Raw genomic sequence first — 17058 nt, forward strand, 5'->3', positions numbered from 1 at the left:
GCCGCTTGCAGCCCGTCAGACCCCTACCTATATAGCCCCCAGAACGTCGGACAGGGCAGTTCGGCCCGGGTCCGGATCAATCAGGGATCGGGCTTCGGGGGCCTGTTGAGGACCCAAGGCCCAGCACATCGCCGCAAGAAAGGTTATTGCATGTCTAAAGTCATCGGCATCGACCTCGGAACCACCAACAGCTGCGTCGCCATCATGGACGGCAGCCAACCCAAGGTCATCGAGAATTCCGAAGGCGCGCGCACCACGCCCTCCATCGTCGCCTTCACCGACAGCGAGCGTCTGGTCGGCCAACCCGCCAAGCGTCAGGCCGTTACCAACCCGTCGAACACCATCTTTGCCGTGAAACGGCTGATCGGCCGCCGCACCAGCGACCCCGAGGTCGAAAAGGACAAGAAGCTGGTGCCCTATGCCATTGTCGATGGCGGCAATGGCGATGCCTGGGTCGAGGTTCGGGGCGAGAAATATTCCCCCAGCCAGATTTCCGCCTTCATCCTGCAGAAGATGAAGGAGACCGCCGAAAGCTACCTGGGCGAACCCGTCACCCAGGCGGTGATCACGGTTCCGGCCTATTTCAACGACGCCCAGCGTCAGGCGACCAAGGACGCCGGCAAGATCGCCGGGCTCGAGGTGCTGCGCATCATCAACGAACCGACCGCGGCCGCCCTGGCCTATGGCCTGGACAAGAAGGACAGCAAGACCATCGCGGTCTATGACCTTGGTGGCGGCACCTTCGACATCACCATCCTGGAAATCGACGACGGCCTGTTCGAGGTGAAATCGACCAACGGGGACACGTTCCTGGGCGGCGAAGACTTCGACATGCGCATCGTCAACTATCTCGCCGACGAGTTCAAAAAGGAACACGGCGTCGATCTGACCAAGGACAAGATGGCGCTGCAGCGGCTGAAGGAAGCCGCCGAGAAGGCCAAGATCGAACTGTCCTCGTCCAGCCAGACCGAGATCAACCAGCCGTTCATCTCGATGGACAAGGATTCGGGCACGCCGCTGCACCTGGTGATGAAGCTGACCCGGGCCAAGCTGGAAAGCCTGGTCGCCGACCTGATCAAGCGCACGATGAAGCCGGTTCAGGACGCGCTGAAGGACGCCGGCCTGTCCAAGAGCGACATCGACGAGATCGTGCTTGTCGGCGGCATGACCCGCATGCCCAAGGTGATCGAGGAAGTGACCGCCTTTTTCGGCAAGGAACCGCATAAGGGCGTGAACCCCGACGAGGTGGTGGCGCTGGGTGCGGCAATCCAGGCCGGGGTGCTGCAGGGCGACGTCAAGGACGTGGTCCTGCTGGATGTGACGCCGCTGTCGCTGGGCATCGAAACCCTGGGCGGTGTGTTCACTCGCCTGATCGACCGCAACACAACCATCCCGACCAAGAAGTCGCAGATCTTCTCGACAGCCGAGGACAACCAGAATGCGGTGACCATCCGGGTGTTCCAGGGCGAACGCGAAATGGCCGCAGACAACAAGCTGCTGGGCCAGTTCAACCTGGAAAACATTCCGCCGGCGCCGCGCGGCATGCCCCAGATCGAGGTGACCTTCGACATCGACGCCAACGGCATCGTTTCGGTGTCGGCCAAGGACAAGGGCACCGGCAAGGAACAGAAGATCACCATCCAGGCGTCGGGCGGCCTGTCCGACGAAGAGATCGAAAAGATGGTCAAGGACGCCGAGGCCAATGCCGAAGCCGACAAGAAGCGCAAGGAGCTGGTCGAGGCCAAGAACCAGGCCGAAAGCCTGCTGCACACCACCCGCAAGTCGCTCGAGGAACATGGCGACAAGGTGGACGGCTCGACCGTCGAGGCGATCGAACTGGCCATGGGGGCGCTGGAAGATGCGGTCAAGGCCGAGGACGCCGGCAAGATCAAGGGCGGCATCCAGAACCTGATGGACGCCTCGATGAAGCTGGGCGAGGCCATCTACAAGGCCCAGCAGGCCGAGGCCGGGGACGGCGACGCCGACCGCAGCGGCTCGCCCCGTGACGTGGATGACGAAATCGTCGACGCCGATTTCGAGGATCTCGGCGAAGACAAGCGCAAGTAAGCGCATGCAAACCCACCGGCCGGCCCGTCGCGGACCCGCACGGGCCGGCCATGTCTTGAAAGACCCCGGACGCGAACGACATGGCGAAACGTGATTACTACGAGGTGCTGGGCGTTGCACGGGGCGCCTCGGCCGAAGAAATCAAGAAGGCCTACCGCGCCAAGGCAAAGCAGTTGCACCCTGACCGCAACAAGGACTGCAAGATGTCCGAGGCCGCGTTCAAGGAGGTGAACGAGGCCTATGACTGTCTGAAGGACGACCAGAAGAAGGCTGCCTATGATCGTTTCGGTCATGCGGCCTTTGACGGCGGCGGCGGTTTCAACGGGTTCGGTCGCGGCAATGGCCATACCGATTTCGGTTCGGCTTTCGCGGATGTGTTCGAGGATCTTTTCGGCGACATGATGGGCCGGCGGCCCGGCGCTGGTGGCGGCCGCTCGCGCGCCAGCCGGGGTCAGGATCTGCGCTACAACCTGCGCGTCTCGCTGGAGGAGGCCTTTACCGGCGCGCAAAAGACGATCAACGTGCCGGGTTCTGTCGCCTGCGGCGCCTGCAACGGCACCGGCGCCGAAGGTGCGGTCGAGCCTGTCACCTGCCCCACCTGTTCGGGCATGGGCAAGGTCCGCGCCACCCAGGGTTTCTTTACCGTCGAGCGCAGCTGCCCGACCTGCAACGGCCACGGCCAGATCGTCAAGAATCCGTGCAAGGAATGTCACGGCGCCGGCCGGGTGCAGCGCGACCGGTCGCTGTCGGTCAATATCCCTGCCGGGGTCGAGACCGGCACCCGCATCCGTCTTGCCGGAGAGGGCGAGGCGGGAATGCGCGGCGGCCCGGCCGGCGATCTTTATATCTTCATCGAGGTCAAGGAGCACCCGATCTTCGTGCGCGACGGTCGGATGCTGGCCTGCCAGGTGCCGGTCAGCATGGCCACGGCGGCCCTGGGCGGCGAAATCGAGGTGCCGACCATCGACGGCGGTCGCTCGCGCGTGCGGATTCCGGCCGGCACGCAATCTGGCCGGCAGTTGCGCCTGCGCGGCAAGGGGATGCCGCCGCTGCGCCACGGTCCCGGCATGAATGGCGAATCGGGTGACATGCTGATTGAACTGGTCGTGGAGACACCGGTGAACCTGACCCAGCGCCAAAAGGATCTGCTGCGCGAGTTCGAGGCGATCCAGGCCGACAATAACCCGCAAACCCAAGGGTTCTTTCACAAGATCAAAGGTTTCTGGGATGAGATGAAGGGGTGAGCGCGCGTTAACCCTGCGTTCACCATTTTCATGTCAGCCTTGGGGCATGACGACGAATCATGCCTTTCACGAAGCGCCCCTGCCCCTGTTCGGTGGCCCGGATCCGGTGGAAACACCCCTGGATGATGAGGCCGCACCGACCGCGCTGGATCGTTCGGGCCGGCTGCCCAGTTATATCGCCGATCACCGGGCCCGGCTGCGGGAACGCTTCATGCAGGGTGGCGCCGAGGCGATGCCCGATTACGAATTGCTGGAACTGGTGCTGTTCAGGGCCATCCCGCGTCAGGACGTAAAGCCGCTGGCCCGCAGGCTGCTCGAACGGTTCGGCGATTTCAACCGCGTCCTTTCGGCCCCCGCCGCCCGCCTGACCGAGATCAGAGGGGTCGGTCCTTCGGTGGTCCAGGAGCTCAAGATCGTCGAGGCAGCCGCGCAGCGACTGGCACGGTCGCGCATCATTCACCGCCCGGTGCTGACCAGCTGGGATGCGCTGCTGGATTATTGCCACACCGCCATGGGGCATCGCGACATCGAACAGTTCCGGGTGCTGTATCTGGACCGCAAGAACGTCCTGATCGCCGACGAAGAGCAAGCCCGCGGCACGGTCGATCACGTGCCGGTCTATCCGCGCGAGATCATGCGCCGGGCGCTGGAACTGTCGGCCAGCGCGCTGATCCTGGTGCACAACCATCCTTCCGGAGACCCGACCCCCTCGCAAGCCGACATCGCGATGACCAACCGCATCCTCGCCGCGGCCGAAGTGATGGGCATTGCGCTGCATGACCACCTCATCATCGGACGCGCCCGCGAATTGAGCTTTCGCAGCGAGGGGCTGATCTAGCCGCAGGGGTGGCGGCACGACCACCGGCCCGCTGCCCCTCCGCGCCGGCACCAGCGATCGCACAGCGCAGCGAAAATCCCACACCTGCGGCCGCTTGCGCGACCCGCAGGTGGCGCCGCCGCTGGACTGACGCGAAATTGAACGCTAGAACCGGCCGGGCGAGGGCTGTGTCCAGACACGGCCCGTCCCGTCATATCGCCCCGATTTCGGGGCATTAATGGAGATCTGACCCGTGTCCCACGCAGACGAACACGCAGGTGACCACGGCACCCGGAGGGACTTCCTCTATTTCGCGACCGCCGGGGCCGGCGCCGTCGCGGCCGGGGCGGCCGCCTGGACCCTTGTCAACCAGATGAATCCTTCGGCCGATGTGCAGGCGCTGGCCTCGATCCAGGTCGATGTCAGCGGTGTCGAAACCGGCACGCAGCTGACGGTCAAATGGCTGGGCAAGCCCGTGTTCATCCGCCGCCGGACCGAAGCGGAAATCCAGCAGGCCCGCGAAGTCCAGCTGAGCGAGCTGATCGACCAGAACGCCGAGAACGCCAACAAGCCCGGCGAGCCGGCACTTGACCAGAACCGCACCCTGGACGAGGCCGGCGAATGGCTGGTGATGATCGGGGTCTGCACCCATCTGGGCTGCGTGCCGATCGGCGATGGCGCCGGCGATTTCGGCGGCTGGTTCTGCCCCTGCCACGGGTCGCATTACGATACCTCGGGCCGCATCCGCAAAGGTCCGGCGCCGCAGAACCTACATGTTCCCGTTGCCGAATTCGTCAACGAAACCACCATCAAGCTGGGCTGAGGAGGCGCATATGGCCGGAATTCCCCACGACCATTACGAACCCAAGTCGGGTTTCGAGCGCTGGTTGCATCGGCGTCTGCCGGTGGTCAGCCTGATCTATGACACCATCATGATCCCCACCCCCAAGAACCTGAACTGGTGGTGGATCTGGGGTATCGTGCTGGCCTTCTGCCTGGTGTTGCAGATCGTCACCGGCATCGTGCTGGTCATGCATTACACGCCGCATGTCGACCTGGCCTTTGCCTCGGTCGAGCATATCATGCGCAACGTGAACGGCGGCTACATGCTGCGCTATCTGCACGCCAATGGCGCGTCGCTGTTTTTCCTCGCCGTCTATATCCACATCTTCCGCGGCCTCTACTACGGCAGCTACAAGGCGCCGCGCGAGGTCACCTGGATCGTCGGCATGCTGATCTATCTGTGCATGATGGGCACTGCCTTCATGGGCTATGTGCTGCCCTGGGGCCAGATGTCCTTCTGGGGCGCGACGGTGATCACCGGCCTGTTCGGCGCCATTCCCGGCATCGGCGAATCGATCCAGACCTGGCTGCTGGGCGGCCCGGCGGTCGACAATGCCACGCTGAACCGCTTCTTCTCGCTGCACTATCTGCTGCCCTTCGTGATCGCCGGGCTGGTGATCGTGCATATCTGGGCCTTCCACACCACCGGCAACAACAACCCGACCGGGATCGAGGTGCGCCGCAGCTCGAAGGAAGAGGCGCAGAAGGACACGTTGCCCTTCTGGCCCTATTTCGTGATCAAGGATCTGCTGGCGCTGGCTGTGGTTCTGGTGGTGTTCTTTGCCATCGTCGGCTTCATGCCGAACTACCTGGGTCACCCCGACAACTATATCGAGGCGAATCCGCTGGCCACGCCGGCCCATATCGTGCCGGAATGGTATTTCCTGCCCTTCTACGCGATCCTGCGCGCCTTTACCGCCGATGTCTGGGTGGTGCAGCTGGTGAACTGGCTGTCGTTCCGCATCATCGACGCCAAGTTCTTCGGCGTGCTGGCGATGTTCGGGGCCATCCTGGTCATGGCGCTGGTGCCATGGCTTGACACCTCGCGCGTCCGCTCGGGCCAGTATCGGCCGCTGTTCAAGTGGTGGTTCTGGCTGCTGGTGGTGGACTTCATCATCCTGATGTGGGTGGGTGCGATGCCGGCCGAGGGGATCTATCCCTATATCGCGCTGGCGGGTGCGGCCTATTGGTTCGCCTATTTCCTGGTGATCCTGCCGATCCTGGGCGTGGTCGAAAAGCCCCTGCCCATGCCTCAGACCATCGAGGAAGACTTCAACGCCCATTACGGGCCCGAAACCCATCCTGCCGAGTAAGGAGAGGCACCAATGACCTTGAGAACCGCTACGCTCACGGCTGTTGCTGCCCTGACCGTCGCCCTGGCAGGAGGCGCGCTGGCCCAGCAATCGGCAAGCGAGGCCCCGGCCGCAACGACAATGCCACCGGTCGAGGCCGCCGGCAGCCAGCCGGCTGAAACCCCTGCCGCCGAAGCCCCGGCTTCAGAGGCCGGTTCGCCGACGCCGCCCGCGGCAGAGCCTGCTGCCGAGGCAAACGACAGCGCAGCCGCCCCTGCAGCCGCTGAGCCGGCAGCGACCGAGCCGGCTGCTGCTGAACCGGCCGCCTCGGCCCCGGCAGAGCCTGCCGCTGGCGAAGCCGCTGTTGACGCGGTCTCCGCAGATCAGTCCGAGACCACGGATGTGATCGAAGGCACGCCGCAGCCCGAGCCCACCGACACTGCCGAGCAGGTCACCCCGGCCGAGGAAAATGCTCCGGCCGGAACGGTTGCCGAAACCGCGGTCGAGGAGGAATCCGCCGCCGAGCCGACCGCAACCGAAGAACCGCTGGCCGATGCGGCCGCTGCCCAGCCCGAGGAGGGTCATGGTGCCGCCGCGGGCGACGATGCCGCAGCAAGCCATGCGGCGCCGCATATCGAGGACGTATCCTTCAGCTTCGAGGGCCCGTTCGGCAAATACGACCAGTTCCAGCTTCAGCGTGGCCTGCAGGTCTATACCGAGGTCTGTTCGGCCTGCCACGGTCTGCGCTATGTGCCGATCCGCACCCTGGCCGATCCCGGTGGCCCGGCCCTGCCCGAGGATCAGGTGCGTGCCTATGCCGCGCAGTTCGACATCGCCGATGCCGAAACCGGCGAGGATCGTCCGCGCGTGCCGACCGACCATTTCCCCACCGTTCTGGGCGAGGGGATGGGGCCGGACCTGTCGCTGATGGCCAAGGCGCGCGCCGCCTTCCACGGGCCTTACGGCACCGGCATCTCGCAACTGTTCAATGGTATCGGCGGGCCGGAATACATCCACGCGATCCTGGTCGGCTACGACGGCGAAACCAAGGAAGAGGCCGGCAGCACCTTCTATCACAACGCCGCCTTCCCTGGCGGCTGGATCAAGATGCCGCAGCCGCTGACCGATGGTCAGGTCACCTATGAGGACGGGACCGAAGCCACCGTCGACCAGATGGCCAAGGATGTCGCCGCCTTCCTGATGTGGACGGCCGAGCCCAAGATGATGGACCGCAAGCAGGTCGGTTTCGTCTCGGTGCTGTTCCTGATCGTGCTGGCGGCGCTGCTGTATCTGACCAACAAACGGCTGTGGTGGCCGATCAAGCACGGCGCGCGCAAGCCCGAGTGATCCGGGACCACACGCGAACCCGACCCGACGCGCCCCCTTGCGGGGCGCGTTTTCCATTCGCACCACCCGTATGGACAAGACGCCTCTGCCAGTTTCTGATACGCGAAACGGGGGCGCGGTCATGACCATCTATAATCTGGGTTCGATCAACATCGATCATGTCTATCGGCTGGCGCAATTGCCCCGCGCCGGCGAGACCTTGCATTCGCAGGGCTACACGCAGGGTTTGGGCGGCAAGGGCGCCAACCAGTCGGTGGCCGCCGCCCGGGCCGGGGCGCGCGTCGTGCATCTGGGCGCGATGGGGACGGGCGACGACTGGGTGCCGGCGCGGCTGGAGGCTGCCGGCGTTGACACGACCGCCATTCGCCGCCTGAGCGACCATGCGACCGGCCACGCCATCATCATGGTGGACGATCAGGGGGAAAACAGCATCATCCTGCATGGCGGCGCCAATATGGCGCTGCCGGCAGACCTGCTGAAGGCACCGATCGCTGCGGGTGACATCCTGCTGATGCAGAATGAAACCAGCCTGCAGGCGGCTGCGGCGCGTCTGGCCCGGTCGAAAGGTGCGACCGTGATCTATTCGGCGGCGCCCTTCGGGCTTGATGCGCTGCAGGAGGTGCTGCCGCATGTCTCGATCCTGGCCATGAACGCGGGCGAGGCCGAACAGACCTTTGCCGCATTTGGCCAGGATCTGCCGGTCGGCGGAATGTTGATCACGCGCGGCGCCGAGGGGGCGGAATACCGCGACCTGCGCAGCGGTCAGGTCTGGCGACAACCGGCCTTTGCCGTGCGACCGGTCGATACCACCGGCGCGGGCGACTGCTTTGCCGGCTGGTTCGCCGCCGGCCTGTCGCGGGGCGAGGACATGTCCAGCATCCTGCGCCATGCCGCTGCGGCCGCGGCCCTGCAGGTGACGCGACCCGGCGCCGGCGATGCCATGCCCGACCGGGCCGAGGTCGCGGATTTCCTGAAGGCGCGTTGATGGGGGATTGCCGCGCCCGTTTCCGTTGCCTATCTGCTGGATCATGGCATTTTCGTTTCTGAACCGTCCGGCGCATGTCGCCGTCCTGCGCCTGCAAGGCGCCATCGGTGCGGCCGGACGCGGCGGCGCCGGCCTGTCGGATGCCGCGCTGGCGCCGGTGCTGGAGCGCGCCTTCAAGCGGCGCAAGCCGGCCGCGGTGGCGCTGGCGATCAACTCGCCCGGCGGCTCGCCCGTGCAATCCAGCCTGATCGCCGCCCGCATTCGCCGCCTGGCCCAGGACCACGACGTGCCGGTGCATGGCTTTGTCGAGGATGTGGCAGCCTCGGGCGGTTATTGGCTGGCGTGCAGCGCCGATTACATCTGGGTCGATGACAGCTCGGTCCTGGGCTCAATCGGGGTGATCGCGGCGGGCTTCGGCTTTCCGGAACTGATCCAGCGCTGGGGGATCGAACGGCGCGTGCATACCGCCGGCCGGTCCAAGTCGATGCTGGACCCGTTCCGCCCGGAAACGCCCGAGGATGTGGCGCGGCTGGAACGGCTGCTGACCCCGATCCACGATGCCTTCAAGGCGCAGGTGCGGGCCCGCCGCGGCGCCAGGCTGGCGCAGGACCGCGACCTTTTCACTGGCGAAATCTGGGCCGGCGCCGATGCGGTCGCCCTGGGCCTGGCCGATGGCATCGCCCATCTGGTGCCGAAGATGCGCGAACTTTACGGGCCGCGGACGCGGTTTCTGACCTATGGCCAGCGGGTGCCGCTGCTGCGCCGCTTTGGCCTGTCGGCCGAGGATGTGCTGGGCACGCTGGACGAACGCGCGGCATTCGCCCGCTTCGGGGCACAGGGATGATCAAGACTGCCATCCTGTGCCTGCTGATCCTGCTGGCGCTGGCGCTGCTGTCGGGGCCGGGCATGCGGCGGCTGCTGGCGAAGCTGCTGGGGATCGGGCGCAGATGACCGCATTGGTGACCGGCGGCGGCCGGCGGCTGGGACGGGCGATGGTGTTGTATCTGGCCGGGCGCGGCCATGACGTGGCGATCCACTGCCACGGCTCGGTCGCCGAGGCAGAGGCGACCGCGGCCGAGGCGCGCGCCCTGGGGGTGCGGGCCGCGGTGCTGCAAGCCGATCTGCTGGACGCCGAGCAGACCGATGCGCTGCTGCCGCGCGCGCAGCAGGCCCTGGGACCGCTGGACGTGCTGGTCAACAATGCCTCGATCTTTGAATACGACAATATCCAGACCGCCAGCCGCGACAGCTGGGACCGGCATTTCGAATCGAACCTGCGCGCGCCCTTCGTGCTGACCCAGGCCTTTGCGCGCCAGGCTCCGCCTGCCGACCGCAGCGACCCCGAGCCACGGGCCCGGGCGTTGGTGGTGAACATGGTCGATCAGCGGGTGCTGAAGCCGACGCCGGAATTCATGACCTATTCGATTGCCAAGGCGGGGCTGTGGTGGCTGACACGCACCTCGGCCCAGGCGCTGGCGCCCGACATTCGCGTGAATGCCATCGGCCCCGGCCCGACGCTGCGGGGCGCCCGGCAGTCCGAAGCCCATTTCGCCCGTCAGCGCGCCGCCACCATCCTGCAGCGAGGCGCTGCCGAGCAGGATATCTGCGCCGCACTGGGCTATCTGCTGGACGCGCCGTCGGTCACCGGACAACTGATCTGCGTCGACGGCGGCCAGCACCTGGCCTGGCGCACGCCCGACGTGCTGGGCGTCGAATAGGTCCGGAACGGACCTTGCTGCGTCAAGTTGTCCACTTGCGGCGCAGCCATCACCAAAGCGTCACGATTCTGGCAAGAAATTCAGTCCATTGCGATGGCGAAGAAAAATTTCTTTTGTTTTCCGCTAGTTGTTTTACTGCCTAAATTTTGTGCAGATTGAGGAATCCCCAATAATTGCTTGCAGATCGCAGCTTGCTCCCAAGCTGATTCACAGACTTATCCACAGATTCCGTGGACAGGATTCAGCTTGAACTTTCAGCGGCGAACTTGCAGCCCGGCCCCAGAATCACTTCATTGGCACCATGACCGATTCCCTTGCCCAACCCACTCTTCCCGGCCCGCCCGCCAGGACCGGCCAGGCGCTGATCCAGGATTATCTGCGCGGGCTGGACGGTTCGCCCGGCGTCTACCGGATGCTGGATGCCCAGGGGGCGGTGCTTTATGTCGGCAAGGCGCGCAACCTGCGGGCGCGGGTGGCGAACTATGCCCGCGGCAGCGGCCATTCCGCCCGCATCGCGCGGATGATCCGCGAAACCGCCAGCATGATGTTCCTGACCACGCGGACCGAGACCGAGGCGCTGCTGCTGGAACAGAACCTGATCAAGCAGCTGAAACCCCGCTACAACGTGCTGCTGCGCGACGACAAGTCGTTTCCGAACATCCTGGTGGCCAAGTCGCACCCCTTTGCCCAGATCAAGAAGCATCGCGGCGCCAAATCGGAAAAGGGCGATTATTACGGCCCCTTTGCCAGCGCCGGGGCGGTCAACCGCACCCTGAACCAGTTGCAGCGGGTGTTCCTGCTGCGCAGCTGCACCGATGCGACATTCGCCAGCCGCAGCCGGCCCTGTCTGCTGTATCAGATCAAGCGCTGCAGCGCCCCCTGCGTCGGCCGCATCAGTGAGGCGGAATATCGCGCCCTTGTGGCCGATGCCGAACTGTTCCTGCAAGGCCGGACCACGCGCATCCAGGCCGATCTGGCGCGCGAGATGGCCGAGGCCGCCGAGGCGATGGAATACGAACGCGCCGCCGCCCTGCGCGACCGCATCAAGGCACTGACCGCGGTGCAGTCGGTCCAGGCCATCAATCCCCGCGGCGTGGCCGAGGCCGATGTCATCGCCCTGCACATGGATCACGGCCAGGCCTGCGTTCAGGTCTTTTTCATCCGCGGCAACCAGAGCTGGGGCAACCGCGATTTCTACCCCCGGCTCAATGGCGTCGAATCCGCCGACGAGGTGATGCAGGCCTTTCTGGCGCAGTTCTACGACGGCAAGGTGCCGCCGCGCATGGTGCTGCTGTCGCATGGAATCGAGGATCCCGACCTGATGGCGGAAATCCTCAGCGCCAAGGCCGGGCGCAAGGTGGTGCTGGGGGTGCCGCAGCGGGGCGAAAAGGCCGAACTGGTCGAAAACGCGCTGCGCAATGCCCGTGAAAGCCTGGCGCGGCGCATGTCGGAAAGCGCGGCGCAGCTGCGGCTGCTCGAAGGGCTGGCCGAGGCCTTCGATCTGCCCGCGCCGCCGCAGCGCATCGAGATCTATGACAACAGCCACATCCAGGGCAGCAATGCCGTGGGCGGCATGGTCGTCGCCGGCCCCGAAGGCTGGATCAAGAGCCAGTATCGCAAGTTCAACATCAAGGGCACCGAAATCACCCCGGGCGACGATTTCGGCATGATGAAAGAGGTGCTGACGCGGCGCTTTTCACGTCTGCTGAAGGAAGATCCCGACCGCAGCAGCGATGCCTGGCCGGACCTGCTGCTGATCGACGGCGGCGCCGGGCAGGTCAGCGCCGTCCAGCAGATCCTGGCCGAACTGGGGCTCGAGGACATCCCGCTGATCGGCGTGGCCAAGGGCCAGGACCGCGACCACGGCAAGGAAGAGTTTCACCGCCCCGGCCAGCGCCCCTTTGCGCTGCCGATGAACGATCCGGTGCTGTATTTCATCCAGCGCCTGCGCGACGAGGCGCATCGCTGGGCGATCGGCAGCCACCGCGCCCGCCGGGCCAAGGCGACCATGGCCAATCCGCTGGACGAGATCCCCGGCGTCGGCGCGGCACGCAAGCGCGCGCTTCTGGCGCATTTCGGCTCGGCCAAGGCGGTCAGCCGCGCCGGTCTTGCCGATCTGACCGCGGTCGAAGGCATCAGCGCCGCGCTGGCGCAGAAGATCGTCGATCATTTTCAGGGCTGACCCGCCGCGCCGCCGCCGGCGTCAATGCGCCAGCATTTCCTGCACGATCTGCGCCGGGCTGAGCGTCGCCGGATAATAGGTCGGCCAGTTCGTCAGTTCCCGCAGAATCGCTGCGCGGTCATTGCCCCAATACAGGTGATAGTGATCGGCAGCCTGCGGCGCGATCTTGTGGTCGCTGAACTGGATGAAATCCGGGGCGGCCGCATCGCCTTCGGTCTTGCGAAAGACATAGCGCACGCCGCGATTGCCTTTTGGATAGGTCAGGATCTCGAAACCGTCGCTGACATATCTTGCGCTTGCGCTGCCCTTGGCGCTGCGAAACGTCACCCTGTCGCCATCAATGGCGATACGGTCGACATCGGTGCGATAGCCGGTTTCGTAATAGCGGCGGTATTCCGCAGCGGTCTTGTCACCTTTCTCCGCCTTGCTGGACATGACCTGATCCAGCTGTCCCGCCATCAGCAGCGGATAGACCGATTGCCATTCGCCTGCCCAGTCCGACAGCGGCCGGGCCTGCACCTGGGCATCGTCGAAATGGCCTTGATGGATGCGACGAGCCTGCTCATCGACCTGTTCATGGCTGTGCCCATGGTTGTGGCCGTGGCTGTGCCCCTGGTCCTGACCCGACCCGGCGTGGACAGGCAGCGCAAGCACGGCAACGATAGCCCCTGCCAGCATGGCTTGGACAAGATGCCGGTCTTGGCGACGACTGGGAAAAGTTTGCATTTCGATTCTCCATTTTTGTTATGTTATTACATCTCTTATTTACTTGTGCAAGCGGGTTTCACAACCCCTTCCCCCCGGCCCCGCAACCGCCTAGATTGCAGGCCATGCGCTGGACACTGCCCAATTTCCTGACCGTTCTGCGATTGGTGGCGGCGCCGCTGGTGCCGCTGATGTTCCTCTTCCTCAGCCGGCCATTTGCCGATTTCGCGGCGTTGGTGCTGTTCCTGCTGGCCGCAGTCACCGATTGGTTCGACGGTTATCTGGCCCGGGCCTGGCAGCAGGAAAGCCGCTTTGGCGCCGCCATGGACCCGATCGCCGACAAGGCAATGGTCATCATCGCCGTGGTGGTCATCACCGGCTATTCGGGCATGAACCCCTGGCTGATCCTGCCCGCCACCGTCATCCTGTTTCGCGAGGTTTTCGTGTCCGGCCTGCGAGAGTTTCTGGGCCATGACGCCCGGTTACTGAAGGTGACGCGGCTGGCGAAATGGAAAACCACCGCGCAGATGGTGGCCATCGCGGTGCTGTTTCTGGGCACCGGTTTGCAGTATTATGAGGTCGGCCACCCGCCCCTGGTCGGCGAGGCCCGCCTGCCCTGGTCCGACAGCTGGTCCGACCTGGCCACGCAGATCGGGCTGGCGCTGTTCTGGATCGCGGCGGTGCTGACCGCGATCACCGGCTGGGACTATTTCGACAAGGCCCGCCCCTATCTGAGGGATCACTGATGGCGCTGGATGTGCTGTATTTCGCCTGGCTGCGCGAACGCATCGGCCAGCCCCGCGAACGCATCGAAACCCGGGCCGCCACCGTGCGCGAGCTGGTGGACGAACTGGCCGCGCTGGATGAATGGCACGCGGCGGCGCTGGCGGACCTGTCGGCGGTGCGCGTCGCCGTCGATCAGGAACTGGCCGATCTGGACGCGCCGCTGGCCGGCGCGCGCGAGGTCGCCTTTTTCCCGCCGATGACCGGGGGCTAGCGCAGACCATGCAGGTGCGTGTCGAGACCCGGCCCTTTGACCTGGCGGCGGAACTGGACGGCTTCGGCCGCGGCGCCGGCGCCGTCGTCACCTTCACCGGCCTGGTTCGCGACGAAGGCGGCCGGCTGCTGGCGCTGGAAATCGAACATTACCCCGGCATGACCGAAAAGGCTCTGCTGGCCTATGGCCAGGCCGCCGCCGCCCGCTTCGATCTGGACGACTGGCGCATCATCCACCGCCATGGCCGGCTGCAGGCGGGCGAGGCGATCATGATGGTCGCCACCGCCGCCCGCCACCGCAAGGCCGCCTTCGAGGCCGCCGAATATCTGATGGACTGGCTGAAATCGCGTGCCCCGTTCTGGAAGCGCGAGATCGGCCCCGACGGCCCCGGCGCCTGGGTCGATGCCCGCGACGAGGATGAGGACGCGCTGCGCCGCTGGTAAGGCAAAAGTTGCAATCCCGCCGCACGGCGATCATATAGACGCCGAAACCGGACCGATGACACAGCGGAGCCCTGCATGACCTACCTCGAGTTCGAGAAACCCCTTGCCGACCTGGAAGGCAAGGCCGAAGAACTGCGCGCCCTGGCGCGGCAGGGCGAAGGGGTCGATCTGGAAAAAGAGGCGGCGGCCCTGGACAAGAAGGCCGAGGACATGCTGCGCGATCTTTACAAGCAGCTCGATCCCTGGCGCAAGACGCAGGTGGCGCGCCACCCGGAACGGCCGCATTGCCGCGATTACATCGACCAGTTGTTCACCGAATACACGCCCCTGGCCGGCGACCGCGCCTTTGGCGAGGATCACGCCGTCATGGGCGGGCTGGCGCGGTTCCGCGATCAGCCCTGCGTGGTCATCGGCCATGAAAAGGGCAATGACACCAAGTCGCGCATCTTTCACAATTTCGGCATGGCCCGGCCCGAAGGCTATCGCAAGGCGATCCGGCTGATGGACCTGGCACATCGCTTTCGCTTGCCGGTCATCACCCTGGTCGACACCCCCGGCGCATACCCCGGCAAGGGCGCCGAAGAACGCGGCCAGTCCGAGGCCATCGCCCGCTCGACCGAGAAATGCCTGCAGATCGGGGTGCCGCTGGTGTCGGTCATCATCGGCGAGGGCGGCTCGGGCGGCGCGGTCGCCTTTGCCACCGCCAACCGCATCGCCATGCTGGAACATTCGATCTATTCGGTGATCTCGCCCGAAGGCTGCGCCTCGATCCTGTGGAAGGATGCCGAAAAGATGCGCGAGGCCGCGCATGCGCTGAAACTGACCGCGCAGGATCTGAAGAAGCTGGGCGTGATCGACGAAATCATCCTGGAACCGGTGGGCGGGGCCCAGCGCGCGCCCGGCGAGGCGATCGCCGCAGTGGGCGAGGCCATCGCCGTCATGCTGGCCGAACTCAAGGATCGCAAGCCCGCGGAACTGATCCGCGAACGGCGGCAGAAATTCCTGGACATGGGCGCCAAGGCGCTGGCCTGAAGCGGCATCAACGGGCGCCGGCCGACCGGCGCCCGGTTGGATCTAGCGCGCGGCGCGGATCGAGTCCTCGAGCTTGTCCAGCGCCTCGTCAAACACCGCGTCGGGGATGGTCAGCGGCGCCAGAAAGCGGATGACATTGCCGTAAACGCCGCAGGTCAGCAGGATCAGGTTGCGTTTCAGCGCCTCTTCGCGGACCCGGTTGGTCATCTCGGGGTTCGGCTTGTCGCTGCCCGCCTGGTTGAACTCGACCGCATTCATGAAGCCGGGGCCGCGAATATCGGCGATTTCGGGCACCTCGTCGCGCAGGCTGGCCAGGCGCTGTTTCAGCCGCTGGCCCAGGCGGGTGGCGCGGTCGCAAAGCTGTTCATCGGCAATCACGTCCAGGACCGCATGCGCGGCCGCCACCGCCAGCGGATTGCCGGCATAGGTGCCGCCAAGGCCCCCCGGGGCGGGGCTGTCCATCACTTCGGCGCGGCCGGTCACGGCACTGATCGGCAGCCCGCCGCCCAGCCCCTTGGCCATGGTGGTCAGATCGGCGGCAACGCCGTGATGCTCCATGGCGAAGAGCTTGCCGGTGCGGGCAAATCCGGTCTGCACCTCGTCGGCGATCAAAAGGATCGAATACTGGTCGCATATCTGGCGCAGGCGTTGCAGGAAGCCGGCCGGCGCCTCGTAAAAGCCGCCTTCGCCCTGGACCGGCTCGACGATGATGGCGGCGACGCGGGCGGGGTCGACATCGGCCTTGAACAGCCGGTCCAGCGCCGCCAGCGCGTCCTCCTGGCTGATGCCGTGCAGTTCGACCGGGAAGGGCAGGTGCCAGACATCGTTCATCATCGGGCCGAAACCCGCCTTGTAGGGCTGAACCTTGCCGGTCAGCGACATGCCCAGGAAGGTGCGGCCGTGAAAGCCGCCGGAAAAGGCCACCACCCCGGCGCGGCCGGTATAATGGCGGGCGATCTTGATGGCGTTTTCCACCGCCTCGGCGCCGGTGGTGTAAAAGGCGGTCTTTTTCGGCCAGTCGCCCGGCACGCTGTCGTTCAGCCGCTCGGCCAGGGCGACATAGTTTTCATAGGGCACGACCTGGTGGCAGGTATGGGTAAAGCGGTCCAGCTGCGCCTTGACCGCCGCGATCACCCGCGGATGGCGATGGCCGGTGTTCACCACCGCGATGCCGGCGGCGAAATCGATGTAACGGTTGCCCTCGCCATCCCATATTTCGGCGTTCTCGGCGCGTTCGGCATAGATCTGCGTGGTCATGCCGACGCCGCGGGAAATGGCGGCATTCTTGCGGTCGGTCAGGCTGGTCATGGCCCCTCCTCGAGACGATTCGCCGCCGATGCTATACGGCGGCTGCCGTGTCGAACAGGCCGCTTGCGCGCAGCCGGC

16 protein-coding genes are annotated in these 17058 nt (G+C 65.5%); 14 read left to right on the forward strand and 2 right to left on the reverse strand.

Annotated features, from left to right (window positions below; all coding sequences use genetic code 11):
- Positions 1 to 150: 150 nt before the first annotated feature.
- The 10 genes from dnaK (at position 151) to uvrC (ending at position 12495) form a co-directional block, all read left to right on the forward strand.
- Positions 151 to 2067, forward strand: coding sequence for a molecular chaperone DnaK (gene dnaK / locus GB880_RS03565; protein ID WP_154493635.1), 1917 nt, complete (start codon positions 151 to 153; stop codon positions 2065 to 2067).
- A gap of 80 nt (positions 2068 to 2147) precedes the next feature.
- The gene (gene dnaJ / locus GB880_RS03570; protein WP_154493634.1) at positions 2148 to 3311 is read left to right on the forward strand and encodes a molecular chaperone DnaJ; all 1164 of its coding nucleotides are present in this window, start codon (positions 2148 to 2150) and stop codon (positions 3309 to 3311) included.
- A gap of 46 nt (positions 3312 to 3357) precedes the next feature.
- Positions 3358 to 4149, forward strand: a complete 792-nt coding sequence (gene radC, locus GB880_RS03575; protein ID WP_154493633.1) for a RadC family protein — start codon at positions 3358 to 3360, stop codon at positions 4147 to 4149.
- 232 nt (positions 4150 to 4381) lie between these two features.
- Complete coding sequence (gene petA / locus GB880_RS03580) at positions 4382 to 4951, forward strand: ubiquinol-cytochrome c reductase iron-sulfur subunit (RefSeq protein ID WP_263467294.1); 570 nt, start codon at positions 4382 to 4384, stop codon at positions 4949 to 4951.
- A gap of 10 nt (positions 4952 to 4961) precedes the next feature.
- Positions 4962 to 6284, forward strand: coding sequence for a cytochrome b (gene petB / locus GB880_RS03585; protein WP_154493632.1), 1323 nt, complete (start codon positions 4962 to 4964; stop codon positions 6282 to 6284).
- A gap of 525 nt (positions 6285 to 6809) precedes the next feature.
- A complete protein-coding gene (locus GB880_RS03590; protein ID WP_229774392.1) occupies positions 6810 to 7610 on the forward strand; it encodes a cytochrome c1 in 801 nt (266 codons plus the stop codon).
- Positions 7611 to 7731: 121 nt separating this feature from the next.
- A complete protein-coding gene (locus GB880_RS03595) occupies positions 7732 to 8595 on the forward strand; it encodes a ribokinase (RefSeq protein WP_154493630.1) in 864 nt (287 codons plus the stop codon).
- 43 nt (positions 8596 to 8638) lie between these two features.
- On the forward strand, positions 8639 to 9439 hold the full coding sequence (locus GB880_RS03600) for a S49 family peptidase (protein WP_154493629.1): 801 nt from the start codon (positions 8639 to 8641) through the stop codon (positions 9437 to 9439).
- Positions 9440 to 9542: 103 nt separating this feature from the next.
- Positions 9543 to 10313 carry an SDR family oxidoreductase gene (locus tag GB880_RS03605; protein WP_154493628.1) on the forward strand — a complete coding sequence of 257 codons (771 nt, stop codon included), beginning with the start codon at positions 9543 to 9545 and terminating at the stop codon, positions 10311 to 10313.
- 301 nt (positions 10314 to 10614) lie between these two features.
- Positions 10615 to 12495 carry an excinuclease ABC subunit UvrC gene (gene uvrC / locus GB880_RS03610; RefSeq protein WP_154493627.1) on the forward strand — a complete coding sequence of 627 codons (1881 nt, stop codon included), beginning with the start codon at positions 10615 to 10617 and terminating at the stop codon, positions 12493 to 12495.
- A gap of 21 nt (positions 12496 to 12516) precedes the next feature.
- On the opposite strand, the gene GB880_RS03615 is transcribed toward uvrC, so the two are convergent.
- A complete protein-coding gene (locus GB880_RS03615; protein WP_229774390.1) occupies positions 12517 to 13173 on the reverse strand; it encodes a ZinT family metal-binding protein in 657 nt (218 codons plus the stop codon).
- A gap of 152 nt (positions 13174 to 13325) precedes the next feature.
- Between GB880_RS03615 and pgsA the strand changes: the two genes are divergently transcribed.
- The 4 genes from pgsA to GB880_RS03635 all read left to right on the forward strand — a co-directional run bounded on the left by pgsA (position 13326) and on the right by GB880_RS03635 (position 15672).
- Entirely contained in the window at positions 13326 to 13946 is a 621-nt protein-coding gene (gene pgsA / locus GB880_RS03620; protein WP_154493625.1) for a CDP-diacylglycerol--glycerol-3-phosphate 3-phosphatidyltransferase, read from the forward strand.
- 5 nt (positions 13947 to 13951) lie between these two features.
- Positions 13952 to 14197 carry a molybdopterin converting factor subunit 1 gene (gene moaD / locus GB880_RS03625; RefSeq protein ID WP_195840857.1) on the forward strand — a complete coding sequence of 82 codons (246 nt, stop codon included), beginning with the start codon at positions 13952 to 13954 and terminating at the stop codon, positions 14195 to 14197.
- 8 nt (positions 14198 to 14205) lie between these two features.
- Positions 14206 to 14640, forward strand: a complete 435-nt coding sequence (locus GB880_RS03630) for a molybdenum cofactor biosynthesis protein MoaE (RefSeq protein WP_154493623.1) — start codon at positions 14206 to 14208, stop codon at positions 14638 to 14640.
- Positions 14641 to 14715: 75 nt separating this feature from the next.
- Positions 14716 to 15672 (forward strand): acetyl-CoA carboxylase carboxyltransferase subunit alpha, encoded by a 957-nt coding sequence (locus GB880_RS03635; RefSeq protein ID WP_154493622.1) that lies wholly within the window; start codon positions 14716 to 14718, stop codon positions 15670 to 15672.
- Positions 15673 to 15714: 42 nt separating this feature from the next.
- Here GB880_RS03635 and GB880_RS03640 read toward each other — a convergent pair whose 3' ends face one another.
- A complete protein-coding gene (locus GB880_RS03640; protein ID WP_154493621.1) occupies positions 15715 to 16980 on the reverse strand; it encodes a 4-aminobutyrate--2-oxoglutarate transaminase in 1266 nt (421 codons plus the stop codon).
- Positions 16981 to 17058 lie beyond the last annotated feature (78 nt).

Origin of the sequence: Paracoccus sp. SMMA_5_TC (assembly GCF_009696685.2) — a bacterium.
Lineage (GTDB): Bacteria > Pseudomonadota > Alphaproteobacteria > Rhodobacterales > Rhodobacteraceae > Paracoccus.

What these genes read in the sequence shown, in the direction of transcription:
- pgsA (WP_154493625.1), top strand. Translation starts at nt 13,326, where the DNA reads ATGCGCTGGACACTGCCCAATTTCCTGACCGTTCTGCGATTGGTGGCG.
- GB880_RS03615 (WP_229774390.1), bottom strand. Translation starts at nt 13,173, where the DNA reads ATGCTGGCAGGGGCTATCGTTGCCGTGCTTGCGCTGCCTGTCCACGCC.
- petB (WP_154493632.1), top strand. Translation starts at nt 4,962, where the DNA reads ATGGCCGGAATTCCCCACGACCATTACGAACCCAAGTCGGGTTTCGAG.
- GB880_RS03630 (WP_154493623.1), top strand. Translation starts at nt 14,206, where the DNA reads ATGCAGGTGCGTGTCGAGACCCGGCCCTTTGACCTGGCGGCGGAACTG.
- GB880_RS03600 (WP_154493629.1), top strand. Translation starts at nt 8,639, where the DNA reads ATGGCATTTTCGTTTCTGAACCGTCCGGCGCATGTCGCCGTCCTGCGC.
- GB880_RS03635 (WP_154493622.1), top strand. Translation starts at nt 14,716, where the DNA reads ATGACCTACCTCGAGTTCGAGAAACCCCTTGCCGACCTGGAAGGCAAG.
- GB880_RS03640 (WP_154493621.1), bottom strand. Translation starts at nt 16,980, where the DNA reads ATGACCAGCCTGACCGACCGCAAGAATGCCGCCATTTCCCGCGGCGTC.
- GB880_RS03595 (WP_154493630.1), top strand. Translation starts at nt 7,732, where the DNA reads ATGACCATCTATAATCTGGGTTCGATCAACATCGATCATGTCTATCGG.
- dnaJ (WP_154493634.1), top strand. Translation starts at nt 2,148, where the DNA reads ATGGCGAAACGTGATTACTACGAGGTGCTGGGCGTTGCACGGGGCGCC.
- GB880_RS03605 (WP_154493628.1), top strand. Translation starts at nt 9,543, where the DNA reads ATGACCGCATTGGTGACCGGCGGCGGCCGGCGGCTGGGACGGGCGATG.
- radC (WP_154493633.1), top strand. Translation starts at nt 3,358, where the DNA reads ATGACGACGAATCATGCCTTTCACGAAGCGCCCCTGCCCCTGTTCGGT.
- uvrC (WP_154493627.1), top strand. Translation starts at nt 10,615, where the DNA reads ATGACCGATTCCCTTGCCCAACCCACTCTTCCCGGCCCGCCCGCCAGG.
- dnaK (WP_154493635.1), top strand. Translation starts at nt 151, where the DNA reads ATGTCTAAAGTCATCGGCATCGACCTCGGAACCACCAACAGCTGCGTC.